This is a genomic window from Streptomyces sp. NPDC053069 (assembly GCF_044546895.1).
In the GTDB taxonomy this organism is placed as follows: Bacteria; Actinomycetota; Actinomycetes; order Streptomycetales; family Streptomycetaceae; genus Streptomyces.
Window position 1 is genome coordinate 466,414 of the sequence record NZ_JBITZN010000005.1, and the last position, 15,920, is coordinate 482,333.

Annotated in this window: 22 protein-coding genes, 1 pseudogene and 1 riboswitch; of the genes and pseudogenes, 10 read left to right on the plus strand and 13 right to left on the minus strand. The window is 67.9% G+C overall.

Features of this window, described 5'->3' with window-relative positions:
- The first annotated feature begins 22 nt into the window (after positions 1 to 22).
- Positions 23 to 107: riboswitch (ZMP/ZTP riboswitch) on the plus strand.
- A gap of 34 nt (positions 108 to 141) precedes the next feature.
- The gene (locus ACIGXP_RS14865) at positions 142 to 906 is read left to right on the plus strand and encodes a hypothetical protein (protein ID WP_399768276.1); all 765 of its coding nucleotides are present in this window, start codon (positions 142 to 144) and stop codon (positions 904 to 906) included.
- Here the strand turns inward: ACIGXP_RS14865 and ACIGXP_RS14870 are convergent.
- From ACIGXP_RS14870 to ACIGXP_RS14890, 5 genes are all read right to left on the minus strand, one after another.
- A complete protein-coding gene (locus tag ACIGXP_RS14870) occupies positions 854 to 1,093 on the minus strand; it encodes a dTMP kinase (protein WP_399768279.1) in 240 nt (79 codons plus the stop codon). The genes ACIGXP_RS14865 and ACIGXP_RS14870 overlap by 53 nt on opposite strands.
- Positions 1,093 to 1,443 carry an STAS domain-containing protein gene (locus ACIGXP_RS14875; RefSeq protein ID WP_399768282.1) on the minus strand — a complete coding sequence of 117 codons (351 nt, stop codon included), beginning with the start codon at positions 1,441 to 1,443 and terminating at the stop codon, positions 1,093 to 1,095. Before ACIGXP_RS14875 ends, ACIGXP_RS14870 begins: the two co-directional genes overlap by 1 nt.
- A 238-nt stretch (positions 1,444 to 1,681) precedes the next feature.
- Positions 1,682 to 1,831 carry a hypothetical protein gene (locus ACIGXP_RS14880; protein WP_399768285.1) on the minus strand — a complete coding sequence of 50 codons (150 nt, stop codon included), beginning with the start codon at positions 1,829 to 1,831 and terminating at the stop codon, positions 1,682 to 1,684.
- Between the two features lie 65 nt (positions 1,832 to 1,896).
- Positions 1,897 to 2,310 carry a hypothetical protein gene (locus tag ACIGXP_RS14885; RefSeq protein ID WP_399768288.1) on the minus strand — a complete coding sequence of 138 codons (414 nt, stop codon included), beginning with the start codon at positions 2,308 to 2,310 and terminating at the stop codon, positions 1,897 to 1,899.
- A gap of 108 nt (positions 2,311 to 2,418) precedes the next feature.
- Complete coding sequence (locus ACIGXP_RS14890; RefSeq protein ID WP_399768436.1) at positions 2,419 to 3,156, minus strand: SpoIIE family protein phosphatase; 738 nt, start codon at positions 3,154 to 3,156, stop codon at positions 2,419 to 2,421.
- A gap of 383 nt (positions 3,157 to 3,539) precedes the next feature.
- On the opposite strand from ACIGXP_RS14890, the gene ACIGXP_RS14895 reads away from it, so the two are divergent.
- Positions 3,540 to 4,181 carry a carbonic anhydrase gene (locus ACIGXP_RS14895; protein WP_399768291.1) on the plus strand — a complete coding sequence of 214 codons (642 nt, stop codon included), beginning with the start codon at positions 3,540 to 3,542 and terminating at the stop codon, positions 4,179 to 4,181.
- A 101-nt stretch (positions 4,182 to 4,282) separates the two neighbouring features.
- Here ACIGXP_RS14895 and ACIGXP_RS14900 read toward each other — a convergent pair whose 3' ends face one another.
- Positions 4,283 to 5,260 (minus strand): L-threonylcarbamoyladenylate synthase, encoded by a 978-nt coding sequence (locus ACIGXP_RS14900; protein ID WP_399768294.1) that lies wholly within the window; start codon positions 5,258 to 5,260, stop codon positions 4,283 to 4,285.
- Positions 5,261 to 5,742: 482 nt separating this feature from the next.
- Between ACIGXP_RS14900 and ACIGXP_RS14905 the strand changes: the two genes are divergently transcribed.
- Positions 5,743 to 6,627 (plus strand): hypothetical protein, encoded by an 885-nt coding sequence (locus ACIGXP_RS14905; RefSeq protein WP_399768299.1) that lies wholly within the window; start codon positions 5,743 to 5,745, stop codon positions 6,625 to 6,627.
- A 29-nt stretch (positions 6,628 to 6,656) separates the two neighbouring features.
- Positions 6,657 to 6,863 carry a hypothetical protein gene (locus tag ACIGXP_RS14910; RefSeq protein ID WP_399768301.1) on the plus strand — a complete coding sequence of 69 codons (207 nt, stop codon included), beginning with the start codon at positions 6,657 to 6,659 and terminating at the stop codon, positions 6,861 to 6,863.
- Between the two features lie 341 nt (positions 6,864 to 7,204).
- Here ACIGXP_RS14910 and ACIGXP_RS14915 read toward each other — a convergent pair whose 3' ends face one another.
- Entirely contained in the window at positions 7,205 to 7,624 is a 420-nt protein-coding gene (locus ACIGXP_RS14915; protein WP_399768304.1) for a winged helix-turn-helix transcriptional regulator, read from the minus strand.
- 87 nt (positions 7,625 to 7,711) lie between these two features.
- Here ACIGXP_RS14915 and ACIGXP_RS14920 point away from each other — a divergent pair, with 87 nt between their 5' ends.
- From ACIGXP_RS14920 to ACIGXP_RS14940, 5 genes are all read left to right on the plus strand, one after another.
- Positions 7,712 to 8,533, plus strand: a complete 822-nt coding sequence (locus ACIGXP_RS14920; protein ID WP_399768306.1) for an NAD(P)H-binding protein — start codon at positions 7,712 to 7,714, stop codon at positions 8,531 to 8,533.
- 224 nt (positions 8,534 to 8,757) lie between these two features.
- Complete coding sequence (locus ACIGXP_RS14925; RefSeq protein ID WP_399768309.1) at positions 8,758 to 9,507, plus strand: NAD-dependent epimerase/dehydratase family protein; 750 nt, start codon at positions 8,758 to 8,760, stop codon at positions 9,505 to 9,507.
- A 146-nt stretch (positions 9,508 to 9,653) separates the two neighbouring features.
- Positions 9,654 to 10,316 carry a class I SAM-dependent methyltransferase gene (locus ACIGXP_RS14930; protein WP_399768313.1) on the plus strand — a complete coding sequence of 221 codons (663 nt, stop codon included), beginning with the start codon at positions 9,654 to 9,656 and terminating at the stop codon, positions 10,314 to 10,316.
- Positions 10,317 to 10,547: 231 nt separating this feature from the next.
- The gene (locus tag ACIGXP_RS14935; RefSeq protein WP_399768316.1) at positions 10,548 to 10,979 is read left to right on the plus strand and encodes a sigma factor-like helix-turn-helix DNA-binding protein; all 432 of its coding nucleotides are present in this window, start codon (positions 10,548 to 10,550) and stop codon (positions 10,977 to 10,979) included.
- A complete protein-coding gene (locus tag ACIGXP_RS14940) occupies positions 10,945 to 11,436 on the plus strand; it encodes a hypothetical protein (RefSeq protein WP_399768319.1) in 492 nt (163 codons plus the stop codon). Before ACIGXP_RS14935 ends, ACIGXP_RS14940 begins: the two co-directional genes overlap by 35 nt.
- A gap of 44 nt (positions 11,437 to 11,480) precedes the next feature.
- Here ACIGXP_RS14940 and ACIGXP_RS14945 read toward each other — a convergent pair.
- The 3 genes and pseudogenes from ACIGXP_RS14945 to ACIGXP_RS14955 form a co-directional block, all read right to left on the minus strand.
- Positions 11,481 to 11,853 (minus strand): annotated as a pseudogene (locus ACIGXP_RS14945) (hypothetical protein); the annotation flags it as partial.
- Between the two features lie 370 nt (positions 11,854 to 12,223).
- Positions 12,224 to 12,379, minus strand: coding sequence for a hypothetical protein (locus tag ACIGXP_RS14950; protein WP_399768322.1), 156 nt, complete (start codon positions 12,377 to 12,379; stop codon positions 12,224 to 12,226).
- 25 nt (positions 12,380 to 12,404) lie between these two features.
- Positions 12,405 to 13,082: an alpha/beta fold hydrolase gene (locus tag ACIGXP_RS14955; protein WP_399768325.1), complete on the minus strand. Its 678-nt coding sequence runs from the start codon at positions 13,080 to 13,082 to the stop codon at positions 12,405 to 12,407.
- 108 nt (positions 13,083 to 13,190) lie between these two features.
- On the opposite strand from ACIGXP_RS14955, the gene ACIGXP_RS14960 reads away from it, so the two are divergent.
- Positions 13,191 to 13,718: a TetR/AcrR family transcriptional regulator gene (locus ACIGXP_RS14960; RefSeq protein ID WP_399768327.1), complete on the plus strand. Its 528-nt coding sequence runs from the start codon at positions 13,191 to 13,193 to the stop codon at positions 13,716 to 13,718.
- A 124-nt stretch (positions 13,719 to 13,842) separates the two neighbouring features.
- On the opposite strand, the gene ACIGXP_RS14965 is transcribed toward ACIGXP_RS14960, so the two are convergent.
- The 3 genes from ACIGXP_RS14965 to ACIGXP_RS14975 form a co-directional block, all read right to left on the minus strand.
- Positions 13,843 to 14,244: a phosphotransferase gene (locus ACIGXP_RS14965; RefSeq protein ID WP_399768330.1), complete on the minus strand. Its 402-nt coding sequence runs from the start codon at positions 14,242 to 14,244 to the stop codon at positions 13,843 to 13,845.
- An 88-nt stretch (positions 14,245 to 14,332) separates the two neighbouring features.
- Entirely contained in the window at positions 14,333 to 15,271 is a 939-nt protein-coding gene (locus ACIGXP_RS14970; protein WP_399768333.1) for a GDSL-type esterase/lipase family protein, read from the minus strand.
- Between the two features lie 30 nt (positions 15,272 to 15,301).
- Entirely contained in the window at positions 15,302 to 15,853 is a 552-nt protein-coding gene (locus ACIGXP_RS14975) for a transposase family protein (protein ID WP_399768335.1), read from the minus strand.
- Between the last annotated feature and the right edge of the window lie 67 nt (positions 15,854 to 15,920).

Consider the following 15,920-nt stretch of genomic DNA (forward strand, 5'->3'; position numbering starts at 1 on the left):
ACTCGCTCGTGCAGATAGCATCGTGTCCGGTCGCGACTGGCGAAGGTGGAGAACCACCGGAGAGCGGCCGTTTTCCCGCGTGAGCGTCGACCGCCTGGGCGCCTGCGTCAGTGATGTCCCGCTGACACAGGAGGCTATGACGTGGATCTGCGCTATGAGATCAACCCGCAGCAGGCGGCGGCGACTACCGCGCCGGTGCAGCTCGGCCGATGGCCGGTCCGGGTGTTGCAGGGCAACCCGTCCTACATCAACATGCTGGACGCACTCAACAGTTGGCAGCTGGTGCTGGAGGCAAGCAGGGTCCTGAACCGGCCGGCCGCTGCCTCCTTCAAACACGTCTCGCCCGCCGGAGCGGCCGTGGCCGGCCCCGTCGATGACGTCACCGCCAAGCTCTACGGCATCGACCGCGACAGTGTCGGTGCGCTCACCAGCGCATACCTGCGTGCCCGCGACGCCGATCCGAAGTCCTCCTACGGCGACTTCGCCGCCGTGTCGCACCCGGTCGACACCGAACTCGCCGAGCTGTTGTCCCGCGTGGTCTGCGACGGCGTCATTGCCCCCGGTTACGCCCCCGGCACCGTCGCGACGCTCAGCAAGAAGAAGAACGGCCGCTTCCTGGTCATGGAAGCGGACCAGGCGTTCACACCCCCACAGTGCGAGACACGGGAGGTGTTCGGCTTGCGGCTGTCCCAGCGGCGCGACGAGGTGGCGTTGTCCACCGCTCTGCTGGACAACGTCGTATGCGGCACGCTGCCGACCGCGGCAGCCGAGGATCTCCTGCTGGGCCTGGCGGTCCTGCGCTACACGCAGTCCAACTCCGTGTGCTACTTGCGTGGTGGGGCGCGGGTCGTCGTCAGGGGTGGCTACCGTCCAGCAGTGTGCGCATGTAGTCGGTGTGCGCCGTGAGGAGTTGTACGGTGCGGCCTGTCCCGTCCGGCAGGAACGGCAGGACCAGCAGCGCCGGCACCGCCGCGGCGAGTGCGATCAGGACCGCCGGGGTGAACAGGGCGATGATCACGCACTGACGCGCGCCGGTCGGGAGCGCGTGGGGCAGCCAGGACGGCATCATGCGCTGCCAGAGCGACGGAGCCATTAGCTGCTCAGGGCGGCCTCAGCGTCATCGATGGTGGCAAAGACCCGTAGGACCTGATCGGCTCCGGTCATTTCCAGGACCCGGCGCAGCTTGATCGGCACACAGGCCAGAACCAGCATCACCGCAGCTCTCTCCGCCTCACGACGAGCTCCCAGCAGCACGTTCAGCCCCGCCGAGTCGCAGAACGACACATCCGACAGGTCCAGCACGACGGCCCGTTCCGCACGATCTATAACCTGCGTCAGCTGCCCGCGCAGTTCAAGCTGCGAGACGTGGTCCATGACCCCGCGCACCTTCGCCACCAGGCAGTGGACCGACACGGCCGTCTCGACCGAGGGAAGATCTTCCACAGCGCCCGCCCAACTGTTTCGCCCAGGGACCTCAAAGAGTTGCCGTCGAGCCTATCCGGCAAGGCCCGTCGCATGCCTCCAGGCCCGGCGGTTGCCGGTGGGCGCAGCTGCGTGACCCCGCGACGGCGGGCGCGTTGTACCGGGGGGCATGCGCACGTCCCCCGCGGCACTTGTGTGTGACGACCCCCGACTCCACCACCCGGTTTCGGGGGCCCGTCCGAGGCGACGGGCGGGCCGCTCACTCCCGCCAGCACCAGGAGCGGCAGATGCCGTAGTCCCGGTCGTTCTCATCCTCCACCGTGACGGTCCCCGTGCCCGCTCCGGCCCACATCCCGAACCCGGTCACGCCGCCGCCATGCCGCACCGCTTCGCTGACCAGCTCGGACACCAAAGATCGGGTTCATTCCCGGACTGGCAGCAGTCCGCAGCGAGCAGGAGCGCGGATCGAATCAGCTACTCGTGCAGGTCAGCACCGGGCACCGCGCGGGTCAACGGCTGAAGGTCTCCGCACAGGGCGGCGTGCAAGGCGGCGGCGAGTTCGCAGGCCCGTTCTTCGCTGCGCACGCCGTGCATCATGAAGTACACCGGGCCCGTGTAGGCGTCCCATTCGGCCTCACGGTTCTGGACCAGGCGGGTGATCGCGGCCCGGACCGCCTCGTTCACCGCGTCGTCGAGGGCGTGGCCGGAGCCGACGGCGAGCGTGTCCGCTTTGACCGTCCACACCTGACGTCTTTCGGATTCGATGACGACGAATACGGCGTGCTGCGCCATGGCCTGCCGGTACGCGGCGTGGAAAGCGTCGGTGCCGGTGGCGTCCGGAATGAGGTGAGTGGGGCAAGGGATCGGCAACTGCTGCACAACGGGCATCGTGACAAAGTCCTGCCGCTCTCGGCTGTGTTGACGGGGCGGACTGGCAGAGCCGCCATGCGACCGCACCAAGCCAGCCGCCTTCCTCCATGGCCGAACCGGGCCTGATCAGTACGGTCGGGGCGTTCGGTCCAGGCGGACGACGACGATGGCGATGTCGTCGCCTGCGCCGCTGGCGACGCCGAAGCGGGCGAGGAGGGCGTCGGCGAGGTGCTCCGCGCCGAACTCGGTGCAGGTGGTGAGCGTGGAGGTCAGGCGGGTGAGGCCGGCGTCCATGTCCTCATCGCGGCGTTCGATCAGGCCGTCGGTGTAGAGGATGAGAGTGTCGCCGGGCGTGTAGGTCGCGTTGGCCTGGGGGCGGGGGACGTGTTCGGGGCGGGCCCCCCGCGGTGGGTCGGTGGCCTGGCCGAGCAGATCGCAGGAGCCGTCCGGGTGCAGCAGGACGGGCGGCGGGCGCGGCAACTGCAGCATCTGAACGAGGAACTGCAGCTCGGCTTCCATGGCCGCTTCCCGCCCGGGACTGACCGACGGCAGGTGCGCCGTACGGCGGGAGCGGACGACGTCGGTCACGTTGATCGCGGTCCACCACCGCTCCTTGAAGACCTCGGGGTCGCCGGGGACCGGGATGTCGTACTTCTGCAACGCCATGTGATCGGTCTGGCCGGAGGACAGGACACGGCGCAGTGAGGCTTTGAGCGTGTCCAATCCGTCGGCCTCCGGGTCGGCGGGGTTGTCCGGGAAGGTGTCGAAGAGGTACTGCCCGAGCAGCTCGGCCCGGCTCCGTCCGGTCACCTCGCAGAAGGCCGGGTTGGCGTCAGCGATCACCAGGTCCGTGCCGAGCACCAGGCACGCTCGGAAGGGCGGCGCGCGCGGAGTGCGCTCATCGGGCGTACGCCGTGATCGGACCCGCCTGGTTGTGTGGTGGCCTGCCTGCCTGGGTTCGGCGCCGTGTGCACGCACCCGTCGCTCGGGAGATCCACTCCTGTGGCGTACACCCCTGCCCTGCAGCGGTGTCGTTGGCGGTGTGTGACAGGGCCGTGGGAAGAGGCTTACGCATGGCCAGTCGGTGCGGGCGGGCTGTTGTGTGACGGACAGTTGCGTAGCGCACTGAGGAGGCGCACCGAGGGGGACATCGCCCGGCGTCTCGGTGTGTCGGCCACGGAGGCACAGAAGCCATCGATCGTGGACCCGGGCGCGCGTGTCTGGTGGGCCAGCCGTAACCTGCGGCCATGACAGAGATCCAGGCCGCAACTCCCCGTGAAGCCTTCGAGCTGCTGCTGGCAGGTAACCAGCGGTTCGTCACTGGTGCGCCGGAGCACCCGAACCAGGACGCCACCCGCCGCACCGAGGTCGCTCCCTCCCAGCGCCCGTTCGCGGTGCTGTTCGGGTGCTCCGACTCCCGCCTGGCCGCCGAGATCATCTTCGATCGCGGTCTGGGGGATCTCTTCGTGGTGCGCACCGCCGGCCACGTCATGGGCCCGGAAGTGATCGGCAGCATCGAGTTCGGCGTCGACGTGCTGGACTGCCCCCTGGTCGTGGTCCTCGGCCACGACTCGTGCGGGGCGGTCGGCGCGGCGTGTGCCGCGCTGGAGGACGGGATGACACCGGCCGGCTACATCCGGGACGTCGTCGAGCGCGTCACCCCCAGCGTGCTGGCGGCGAGGGCCGCCGGACGCGTGAGTGCCGACGAGATCCTCACGGAGCACATAGGGCACACCGTCGACCTGCTGCTGGACCGCTCCCGTCTCCTGGCCGAGCGGGTCGCCGCCGGGCAGGCCGCTGTGGTGGGCCTGTGCTACAGCCTGGCCGACGGGACCGCGCGCCTCGTCGCGGCACGTGGCCTGGACATGCCCATCGCCTCGGCCCTGTAGGGATCAAAGGCAGGGGTCCTGTGGATCAGGCAGGCGGTCGCTCACCGGGGCGCCGCATCCGGTGAGTGGCCGGGCGAGACACGTAACGGCGTCGGTGCCGGTCACGCGGAGATCCGGGGTCCTGCGGCGCGGCGGAGCCGGTTGGCGATCGCCAGTCCCAGGCCTTCCTCCTCCGGCAAGGACGCGATGATGAGATCGCACCCCTGCTGGTCGAATTCGCGCAGGAACCCGTACAGCCCGCGTGCGTAGGCGGCCATCAAAGGCGGGACTGCCACCACGGCGTGCGCCTTCACCGCAGCCTCGGCGAAGGAGGGGGGAAGAAAGACGCCTACCCGGTGCCCCAGCTCCTGCGCGAGCTCCGCTTCGGCGACGACCTTCTCCAGCTCGACCAGAACGACCCGTGCCCGCGGCGCGTAGTGGGACGGATGCTGGCCCGGCACCCGAATGCGGCTCGTCGAGGGGACCGCGAGCGGGCGCCCCAGCACCGCTTCGAGGTCCTCGCGCGTCACACCGCCGGGCCGCAGGATGCTCGGGATCTCGCCCGTGGCGTCGACGATCGTCGACTCGACCCCGACCTCGCAGGGACCGCCGTCCAGCACGAAGTCGACGGCATCACTGAGCTCCGCGCAGACGTGCTCCGCCGTCGTCGGGCTGACCGAGCCGAAGCGGTTGGCGGACGGGGCCGTGACACCACCCCCGAAGGCCGAGAGCAGCGCAAGGGCGACGGGGTGGTCGGGCACGCGCACAGCCACCGTCTCCAGTCCACCCGTCGCTTCGAGAGGAACCCGGGGCCCGCGCCGCAGGACCAGCGTGAGCGGCCCCGGCCAGAAGCGTTCGGCCAGCAGGCGCGCCGTCGCCGACACGTCCTCGACCCAGTCATCCAGGTGCTCCGCGCCGCCGATGTGGACGATCAGCGGGTGGGAAGGCGGACGCCCCTTGACCTGGAAGATGCGCGAGACAGCGGCGGAGTCCTCGGCGTTGGCGCCCAGACCGTAGACGGTCTCGGTCGGGAAGGCCACCAGGCCCCCGGCGCGCAGCACACCGGCTGCCTTCCCGATGTCACTGGTTCGTGCTGTCACCCTGGCAATCCTAGTTCTTCTGAAGCATCCGGCCGGACAGCTCGTGTGGGCTCGCATGTTCAATGAGGAGCGCGACGCCTTACGCATCCAGGCGGCTGACCTTGCGAGAGCCGATCTCGCCAGTTCCCCTCTCCCGGGCTCGCGCCTTCACACAGTCGATGGCGCAGCGGGACCAGCCCCGCTCACCGCGGGAACCAAGTTCGTCGAGCATCCGGCGGTACCGCCTCGCCCCCATGTCCTTCGACCGCTCTCTGAACCGCCGTCTCAGCTGAGTCCAACGCCCGACCGGAAGTATCACTCAAGTTGAGTGCTGAACATATCACCCGCAAAGGCGAATCAGCGGGCATATGCCACACATCAAACATACGGTCTTACTTGCTCGGCGCCTTCGGCGAGCAGAAAGTGCCGGTCGCCCGCTTGCGGACCGCTCTCCCATGCGAGCGGACCATCGCATCGGTACGGAAAGGAAAGAGGCGAGTTCGATGTTGCTGGCCCAGGTCGCTCTTGTATCCGAAACCAACCAGATCACCGCCGCGCAGCTCAGCCGTGTGACGGCCGCGCTGCAGAAGCAGGTCACCCGTGACTTCGGCCCACTCTGGAACGTCTCCGCGACCGTGGACGCGTTCGAGCGGCTGGAGGACGTCCCCGTCGGGTACTGGCCGGTCATTGTTGCCGACGACATCCATGAGCCAGCCGGTGTCGACGGGATCCACCTCGATGAGCACGGACAACCGTTCGCCCTGGTCCAGTACAGCGACAGCTGGTCGCTCACGGCGAGTCACGAGATTCTCGAAATGCTGGCCGATCCGGCCGGCAACAGACTGATGGCGGGCCACTCTCCCAAGCCGGACCAAGGAGTGGTCGAATTTCTGGTCGAGGTGGCCGATCCCCCGGAGGACCCGCAGTTCGGGTACACCGTGAACGGATTCCTCGTCTCTGACTTCATCACGCCGCACTTCTACGATCCGGTGACGGCCGACGGTGTCCGGTACAGCTTCGGGGGCAATATCAAGGAGCCTCGTTCGATCCGCGAGGGCGGGTATATCAGCTGGCTCGACCGCACGACCAATCTCTGGTGGCAGCAGGTCTGGTTCGGCACGTCCAAGCCCGTATTCCGCAAGCTGGGGCGCATGACGAACCGAAGCGGGAGTATCCGGTCCGCCATCGATGCCAAAACGGAGACGGCTCGCCGCATCGCCCAGGCTGGACCGCAGTCCCTCAAGTTCGCCGACGCCCGGACGCTGACCGCGCAGATCAAGGAGACCACCGCCTCGCGGGCGCAGGGCTGGCGGGACCAGATCGAGGCCCTGAAGGCAGGCAAGATCGTCGAGGCTATGTGGGAGGGGGGCGAGGAGGAAAATGGGTAGTACGCCATCCCTGGAACGGGAGGTCTGCCATGGGCGAAGCAGACGAAAAGGAGAGAAGAGCTCGCGCGGCCCGGCTGCGTGAGCAGATCGAGAGGATGAAGGCGGGGGACTCAGGGCGGCAGCAGCCGCGCGCGGGTGAACCATCCGCAGGCGAGAGCATGCGCGAGTTCACCGAGCGTCGCATGCGCGAGCGCGAGCTAGTCGAACCGGACGAGAAGACCGAACGGGACCAGTAGAAGGCCTTGGGCCGACAGTGAGGCACCGTCGACCCAAGGCCCCCCAAGGCGAGCGACATTGGTCAAGATTCCGATCAGTGAGCTGACGAGGGTCGCTTGCAGGATCACCTCTACCAGGTGATCGCGCAGAGCCTGGCGGTCTTGCTCCAACTGCCGCAGCAGGCGCCGACGGCGACACCCAATACGGGCCCCAGCCAAATACCCGGGTCATGGGGCATCGTGGCTGCCTGGGACAGACATGGCAAGCACGACAAGCAACAGGCGTGGCATGTGGCTGGAATCTGGAGCGGATCGTGCTCGCGAGAGGACGAGGCCGTCGTCGGTGGTGACAGCGGTCCTCGTCAGCGGATGTCATGGTCAGGGTGAGTCTGGTCGTATGTGCGCCGCGCCTCGGCGATTACGGCACGGTGGGCGAGCGACCAGTCGGCGAGTGCCTTGACGAGGTGGGTCAGGCCGGCCCCGGTCTCGGTCAGACGGTAGTCGACCTGGGCCGGGACGGTCGGGTACACGGTGCGCAGCACGAGACCGTCCCGTTCAAGCCTGCGGACGGTGAGGGTGAGCATGCGCTGGGAGATGCCGGCGATGGCGCGCTGCAGTTCACGGAACCGACGCGGCCCGCTCGCAAGTTCAACGATCACAAGCACCGACCACTTGTCGCCGATGCGGTCCAGGACGTCGCGGATGCCGCAGTCGGGGTGGTCCTCTCGTCCGCAGGGGTCGAGGTCGGCGGGGGCGGTTACCCCGGTGTGCGTGAGTGACATCAAACTGCCTTCTTGTGGCTGGTGGGCGTGCGATCAAGGATCAAGCGTAGTTATCGACGAGAACCACGACGGAAGACTGCGATTGACATGATCTTGGTGACCGGAGCAAACGGGAATCTCGGCTCGGCGACTCTGGCGGCGCTGCGCGCCCGCGGCGTCGCCGCGACGGGCGGCAGCCGCACGCCGGGCGAGGGGATGCGGCATCTCGACTTCGACGACCACGTGAGCCTCGATCTCGCCGGGGTGTCGACCCTGCTGCTGATCTCCGCCGGTTATGCCGAGGATGACCAGGTCGTTGGGCGGCATGCGGCGGTCCTGGACGCTGCCGTCCGCGATGGCGTCCGCCATGTCGTCTACACGAGCCTGACCACGGCCGGCGACCATCTCGGTTTCGCGCTTGCGCACCGTGCCACCGAGCACCTGGTGCGGGCGAGCGGTTTGCCGTGGACGATCCTGCGCAACGGTCTGTACGCCGAACTCTTCGGCGGCCTGCTGATGTGGGCCGACGATGGCATCGAGTCCGCGTTCGGGGACGGCGCCCTGGCGGCGGTCGCGCGGGAGGATCTCGCCGATGCCGCGGCGATCGTTGCGGCGAGTCCGGCAGGACGCAGCGGGCACATCTATGACCTCGTCGGCACGCCGATCACGGCGGGTCAGGTGGCCGACCGGCTCGGGGTCCCGCACCGCGCCATCGGTCTGGGCGAATACCGGCGCAGGCTCCTCGACGCAACGCCGGGCCTCCTGGCGTTCCAGCTGCCCATGCTTGCCTCGATCGCCACGGGCATCCGGCACGGCTTCCTGGACGGCACCGCTCCCGACCTCACGGATCTTCTTGGCCGCCCGGCCCGCGACCCGCTGGTTACGGCCGTTGCAGCCGCCTCCGCCACACGCCCGGGAGCAAGCGCCTAGCGGCGGTACCGCGCGCTGAGCAGCGGAATGAGCTTGTTGACGTTCCTGGGAATGGAAAATCCCCACTTCGCGCTCAGGAGATCCCCAGCCTCGCTCGCTCAGTTCCCCACCGCCTTGATGAGTGGATCAACGTGCGCGAAAATGCGAGGGGCATCGAAACCAGGGGGAGTGCTGTGAGTCTGGGAGCAGTGGCGGTAACAGGGGCGGCCGGCACCATCGGTTCTGTGGTGAGGGAGGCACTGCGGCACGAGGCGACCCGACTGATCCTGCTCGACCGCGTACCGCTCCGCCCGCAGGCCGAGAACGAAGACGTGCACATCGTGGACCTGCGGGACGCCGCCGCCGTGGAGTCGGCCCTCGCGGGAGCCGACCGCGTGCTCCACTTGGGCGGCGTGCCTGACGAGGCCCCTCTCCCGGACCTGCTCGAAGCCAACGTGCTGGGCACGCACCACGTTCTGGAGGCAGCGCGGCGTACGGGAATCGAGCGAGTAGTGCTGGCGAGCAGCAACCGTGTGACAGGCTTCTACCCCGCCGGACATCTCACCGGACCACAGGAGCCGGCACGCCCGGACGGCCTCTACGGGGTGAGCAAGGTGGCCGTCGAGGCCCTCGGGCAGTTGTACGCCGACAAGTTCGGTCTCTCGGTGATCTGCCTGCGCATTGGCAGCTTCGAGCCCACACCTACCGAACCCCGGCACCTGGCGACCTGGCTGAGCCCGCGCGACGCCGTCGGCTACATCCGGGCCGCGCTGGCTGCACCGTCCTGCACCCGCTTCGCCACGGCGTACGCCGTCTCCGCCAACACCCGCCGCTTCTGGAAGCTCCCCGACGTTACGGAACTTGCCTACGTCCCCGTCGACAACGCCGAAGCCCACGCTGTGGACGTCTCCGAGGACCTACCAGCCGACCCGACCGCACCCCAGGCCGGCCCCTACGCTGAGCCCGCGTTCACCCTCAAGCACCTTCGGTCCTGACGCATGTAGCCACCGCACGCGACCCGCGGGGAATCTCCCACCAGCGGCTCGACTCCTCGACGGCGTCGGCAACGTCATCGCCACGTACACCTAGCCACTCCCTCTGAGGTTGACCGTGCCCCTGGGGCATGTCCCACAGTGGCGCTATGAACACCGGATCAGCTCAGGAACGGCTCCTGTCCCAACAGCGTGCCTACTACAGTGCCCTTGCCCCGGACTACCTTGACCAGCTCCTCGATCTTCCCGGCGGCGGTGAGCTGGCCGAGGCGCTCGACGCGTTCCGGCCGGCGGGCAGTGTGCTGGAACTGGCCTGTGGTCCCGGCACCTGGACCCCTCAGCTGCTCCGCCACGCCAGCGACGTCACTGCCGTCGATGCGTCCCAGGAAATGCTCGCGATCGCCGCGAACCGCGTCTCTGACGGTGCCAAGGTGAGATTCGTCGAGGCTGACCTGTTCGCCTGGGAACCTGACCGCCGTTATGACGTCGTCTTCATGGGGTGCTGGCTCTCGCACGTGCCGGCCAGCCGGTTCGAGTCCTTCTGGTCTCTGGTGACGACTGCCCTCGCACCGCAGGGCCGGGTGTTCTTCGTCGATGACCACTACCGAACGCCAGAGGAGCTCGTCGAGGGCCCGGCATCGTCCACCATCCAGCGGCGCATCCCCGATGGGACGGCCTACCGAATCGTGAAAGTTCCGTATGAGCCGGCAGAGCTGGAAAGACGGCTCCGCGAGCTCGGCTGGGACATCACAGTCACGCCGACAGCTGGCCCGTTCTTCTGGGGCGCCGGCAACCGGACTGGGGAGGCTTGATCACGATCGGAGCCGGATCATGACTGCGGCAGTGGTAACGGTGCCCAGGTAGATGTATCCGTGCTTGTCCTAGCGGATGGCGACGGCCCGGGACTGTTTCAGCTTGTTGATCGCCCGCTCGACCGTGTTGCGCTTCTTGTACCGCCTGGAGTCAAAGCCAGCGGCCGTCCGCCCTGTGAGCCCCGGCGTCGGCGCCCGGCCTGGGTGCAGTGCGCCCGCTGGCCCGGCGTGATGACCAGCGACAACGGACGACACAGGCAGCACAAGGCGTATCTGGCGCCCGCGCATGTCAGTGAGGGGGCCGAGCAGGTCGTCGAGGACGTTTTCGTTCGGCGGACCCTGGCGCTGGTGGAGACGGCCGCGTTCGCCGAGGTGCGCCATGCATCCCGGTCCCGATTCACCGTCCCGGAGTCCAAGTTGGGACTGTACGCGGCGATCGGCCGGCTGCCGGAGCGTCAGTGCGAGGTAATTCTGCTGCGTTTCATGCTTGGTCACCCGATGCGGCGGTTGGCGGAGCTGATGGGCATCTCTACGGGACGGTCCGAAGTCTCCTGCGCGGAGCGCGGCGGCGTCTGTCCCTCGATCTGGGGATCGACTGGGCAGCGGAAGAGATGGAAGAGGAGGAAGGATGAGCCGGGGGAGTACCAGGCGCTCGCGCATTGATGTGGTCCTGGCCGACGCCGAGGTGTTGGCGGATGAGTACGCGGACTTCGACGAGCGCGCCGCGCTGGACCGGATCGCCCGTCGCGTGGTGTGGGACAGCGCCACCGACCTCGAAGACCGTGCCCGATGGATCCGTACGGCCAATGGCGCGGCCGGCCGCGCCTCGGACGGCATTCGCTGTGCGGTGCCGGCAGCCCTGCATGAGCGCGCCGCACACGAACTGCAGGCCCTGTGCTCGCATGTCGTCCGCGATCCGGCAGCGATCGCCGCGATGGCCCTGCTGGTCGACGACCGGGCCACCATCGAACCCGGCGGCGCTCTGGCATTTGCCTGTCTGCTGTACCTCGCCGACCGGCATGAGGCCGCACAGTTCTGGTGGCAGTTCGCCGCCGGCGCGGACACTTCCACCGCCGCCCACTGCCTGACGGCCTTGTCTTCACAAGGGGGCCGGACGTAGCCGCTGTTCTGAAGGGTGCAGGCCGATCGCGGTCGAGCGCTCGGTCAGCTGCCCCTGGCCTGAGCAGCCTGCGCCGGGTGAGGACCTCGAGCACGCTGTCGGCGACCTGGAGGTAGTCCTCGCGAGTGCGGTGCTCGTCCGCGATTGCGTGGAAGACATGGATCAGCCGGCGATTTGCTCTCGTGCCGGCCGTGGCGCCCGTAGCGGGCGCGGGCGCGATCGGCGGCGGCTTCGATCGTGAGGGGTTTGTCGTCGCCGGCGTCGAGGGTGAGCTGCCGGGCGGCCTGGTCGAAGGGCGTCGGCGCGCAGTGCGATGCAGCGGACCCCGGCGCGCTGGAGGCCGAGCGAGTCGTACACCGCGTAGGCGGTCCGGGCCAGGACGACGGTGTGCTGGGTGGCTTCGGGCAGGGCCCGGGCGTCGCGATTCCAGTACGGGAGCGCACCGTTGTTAGGCAGAGCGCGGTGTCTCAACAAGGCATGTTGTCGCAGAGCATAGTCAGCCGAATGTGTAGTCCTCTGCTGTGAGTTGGGTAGGTCGCAGACGTGGGGGGCCGACAAGACCGCGCGCGGCTGACACCGCCATGCGCTGCCCACCCCAGGTAGCCAGGTGTGACGGGGGCAGGGGTGCGGATGGTGACTTCGGCAGTGGGCTGTGCGGACCCGGTTGATGCCCAGTTCCAAGCGGCCCCGTCACCCGATCTCCGTCAGAGACGAATTGTGTGATCGCTGACAGACGCGATCTTGCGGCTCACGTCAGGTCCGCCGAGGCACCGAGACTCACGACGGCTCACGAGAACCGGTTGGCGATCGCCGACGTGATCTGATCTGGTGCGTCCTCCTGGATGAAGTGTCGGGCATGGGGTAGCTCGACGACGTCGAGATCGGTGAACGAGGCGCGAATCCGCGGGATGCACGCTTGTGGTCGGAACACCAGGTCCCGCATTCCCCACACCACCAGAGTCGGTTTGTCACCGAGGAGGGCAGGCACGTCCTGGGCGAGTCGTTCCAGCAGGGGGCGCGCGACGCGGATCTCGTTGGGCGTGACCGCGAGACCACGTCGCGCTTCTCTCGTGGGTTGCACCATGCGGTAGTGGTCTGCCTCGGCCGCGGTAAGTGGGGCCGAGCTTTCCCAGCAGGAACTGCTCTACAAGGAGGTTCCGTTCGAGGATGCGCCGCTGCATGGGCCGGCTGCTCATGATCGCGCTGAATGCCCGGTTCGCCAACCGTTCGATCGGCCAGAAGACGGTGTTGCCCAGCACGAGCCCTCTGACGCGCGCGGCCCGCGTGCTTGCCGCGCCCAGCCCGATCGGGCCACCCCAGTCCTGCCCCATGAGGATGAACCCGTCCAGCTGTAGATGGTCAATCAATTCGCCCAGGACCATCGTGTGCTCGGCGATCGTGTAGCCGAAGTCACGGGGCCGTTCAGACAATCCGAAGCCCAGGTAGTCCACAGCGATGCACCGGTACCGGTCGCGCAGGCCCTTCACGATGTGACGATAGAGGAAGCTCCAGGTCGGAGAGCCGTGGCAGAAAAGCAGTGCCGGCCCGGACCCCTCGTCGATGTAGTGAAGCCGACCGACCGACGAATCGAACCAGCGCGACTCGAAAGGGTACAGACTCTCGTCCGGAACGAAGTCGATCATCATCGCGATCCCCGCCTGGTCTGCGCCGCGCCGTCACCTGCCTGGGCAACAACTACCCACTACAGATGTAGAGCTTCTGCGATCGCAACTCTACATCTGTAGCATCGAGTCGTGTCTGCGAGTGTGGCGAGTGGCAGTGAGCGGCGAGAGGCGATCGCCAACAGCGGCATCCGTATCATCGCTCGTGACGGTGTTCGCGCGCTCACGCACCGAGCCGTCGACCAAGAGGCGGGAATACCGCAAGGATCGACCTCTTACCACGCAAAGACACGGCACGCGCTCCTGGAACTCATCGTCGACGCACTCGCCGCTCGTTCGACGGCCGACGCCAATGAACTTGCGGCCTCTCTCAACACGACGTTCGACAACGGGCGCCGGCTCGACGTTGCAGAACTTGCCACGGCGATCGCCGGACTCGTCGAGACCCTCGCGGCACGGCGCGACGACATGAGAGCCCGCTACGCACTCATCCTAGAGCTCGACGACGCGCACCTGCGACACAAGCTGACGACGCAATCCGAAGTCCACGCCATGACCCGGCAGGTGACAGCGTCGGCCCTGACCAGAGCAGGCCTCCCCAACTCAGATGATCGAGTCGAGGAACTGATCGCCCTCACAGACTCACTGGTGTTCCACTGAACGGTCATCAACGAAGCCACCCCGCTGGAGACCATTCTCGCCGCCTACCTGCGCGGAACTGCTCTGACTCGAAGCGGTCCCGCACAGAGGGGATGAACGGCAGCCGGAGTGCCGCCACTCAGCATCACATCTGGCGAAGAGCACGCCCACAACACCCGCCTGGGCGGGACGACAGCACACACCACCCGGGAACGGGACCACCCAGCCCCCAGCCGCCCCGCCCTTTCAGGAATGAACTGGAGGAGACAGGGCTGACTGTGGGGAACCCCTGTGTGCCGACGACGTGGTTGGTGCGGGTGAGCGCGGTGCTGTCGAGGGCTCGGGCGATGCCGAAGTCGATGACGCGAGGACCTGCACTGGAGACGATAATGTTGCTTGGTTTGAGGTCACGGTGGATGATGCCGAAGGCATGGATTCCCTTCAACGCCGCATACAAGGCAGCCATGCAGCAGCGTGCCGCCTTCGTTGCGAGCGCCAGACCGACCGCTGGACGGTCACGCCCGAGGCGCTCACGTCCCCGTAGCACGCCATAGGCACCACGGGGTACGACGCCATCCCGCTGACGGGGGCGACTTCACCAGTTCCCCCGCGTTACGGCCCACCAGGCCCCGTGGTCAGCAGTTGAGGGCGCTGAGATGCCGGAAGAGTTCCTTGTGCCCTTCCGGGTTGGGGTGCAGGCCGTCAACGAGCAGGTGGGGTTGGTCGCGGAGCGGCTCCCACATGTCGAGGTAGTCGATGTGGTTGTCCTCGCACCAGGTCAGCAGGGTGGCACGCAGCTTGAGTGCCCGTGCTGTGGTGAAGCGCAAGCCTTCGAAATCGCCGAGCCGTGTCTGGTCGAGCCAGGCCGGTCCGACGATGACCATGCGGGCGTTGTGTCGGTGGGCGGTCGCGGCCAGCGAGTCGAGGTGGTCGGTGATGTGTGGCAGGCTGTCACGGGCGGTGTCCGACGCGGCAAGCGGCACGGCGGAGTCGTTGATCCCGGCGGCCACGATGAGCGTGTCGGGGTGGCGGGCAGGCAGGAGCGGCGGTGTCTGCTCGGCGACATCCGCCAGGGTGCTGCCGGGGATGGCAAGGTTGAAGACTCGGTGCTCGGTCTCGTTCGCCGCGATGTGTGTTGCCGCCAAGTGTGCGGCCCAGCCTCCCTGGGGGTCGCAGCGTCCGTAGGGAATGCTGTCGCCGACGATCACGATTCGCGCCGCAGAGCGCAGCGGCCTCGCGTCCAGGTAAGCCCAGGCCGTCTCTCCCGAGGTGAGGAGCACGCGCCGCCGGGCGTAGTCGTCCACCTCGTAGTCGTCGGCTGCGGCCAGCTCCTGGTCGGTCAGGCGCAGGATGGCACCCTCGACCGTGCCGCCGAGCTTGCGTTCCAGGGTGAGGTGCACGTCGTGGCCGCTGGTGGCAATCACGGACTCGTCGGTGATCGCCAGGGGTCTGGTCGTATGACCGGCCAGTGATGCCGCGGTCGTGGGCACAATGCGACCGAAGAGAGCAGTCTGAACTCGCGGGTCCAGCAGCGTGCCGAAGGAGAACAGGGCGTGGGGGCGGGACTCGGTCACTGTGACGTCGTGGCCTTTCACTCGGAATGATCAAGTCACCCTATCGGCCCGATGAATCTCGCCACTGTGCCTGTGACGAGGGTACTTCGTCTTGATCGTCAGCTGTCGGATGCATTCGAGGTTGGTCGGGACGGGCAGGGCGTGCGGAAGCTGTGTGGCGCGGCGGGGGCCGGTGCGGAGCTTGGTGAGGAACCGCCGGCTCTTCGGATGGGCGAAGCCGTGTCCGGCGGGCGTGCGTCCGGCGGCCGGGACGTGGTTGGCCTGCTTCTGGCCCGCAGTGAACGTGCGGGTCTGGGTGGCCTCGTAGCGGGTGACGGTGACCTGGTCGTCGGGGTTCTCGGGTTTGTCGACGCAGAGGAAGCCGAGGTCGGCGACCGCGCTGAAGCCGGCCGCCTTCAGGTGTTCGACGATCTTGTCATGGCGGGCGGCGGTGGCGTCGTGGGGCCGTCCGGGCCGGGCGGCGGAGATCCGGATCAGCTTGCCATTCTGGTCGGTCAGGGCGACTCGGGCACGCCGTCGCCGCCGGCGAGGTCGAGGAGGCGCTGGTCGTCGCGCAGCATCGCCAAGCAGGAACGCCGCCATCCGGCCCCCGGACAGCGACCGCCACCGCCACGGGGAGTGGATCGCAGTGCGGGACGGGCCGGCGTGC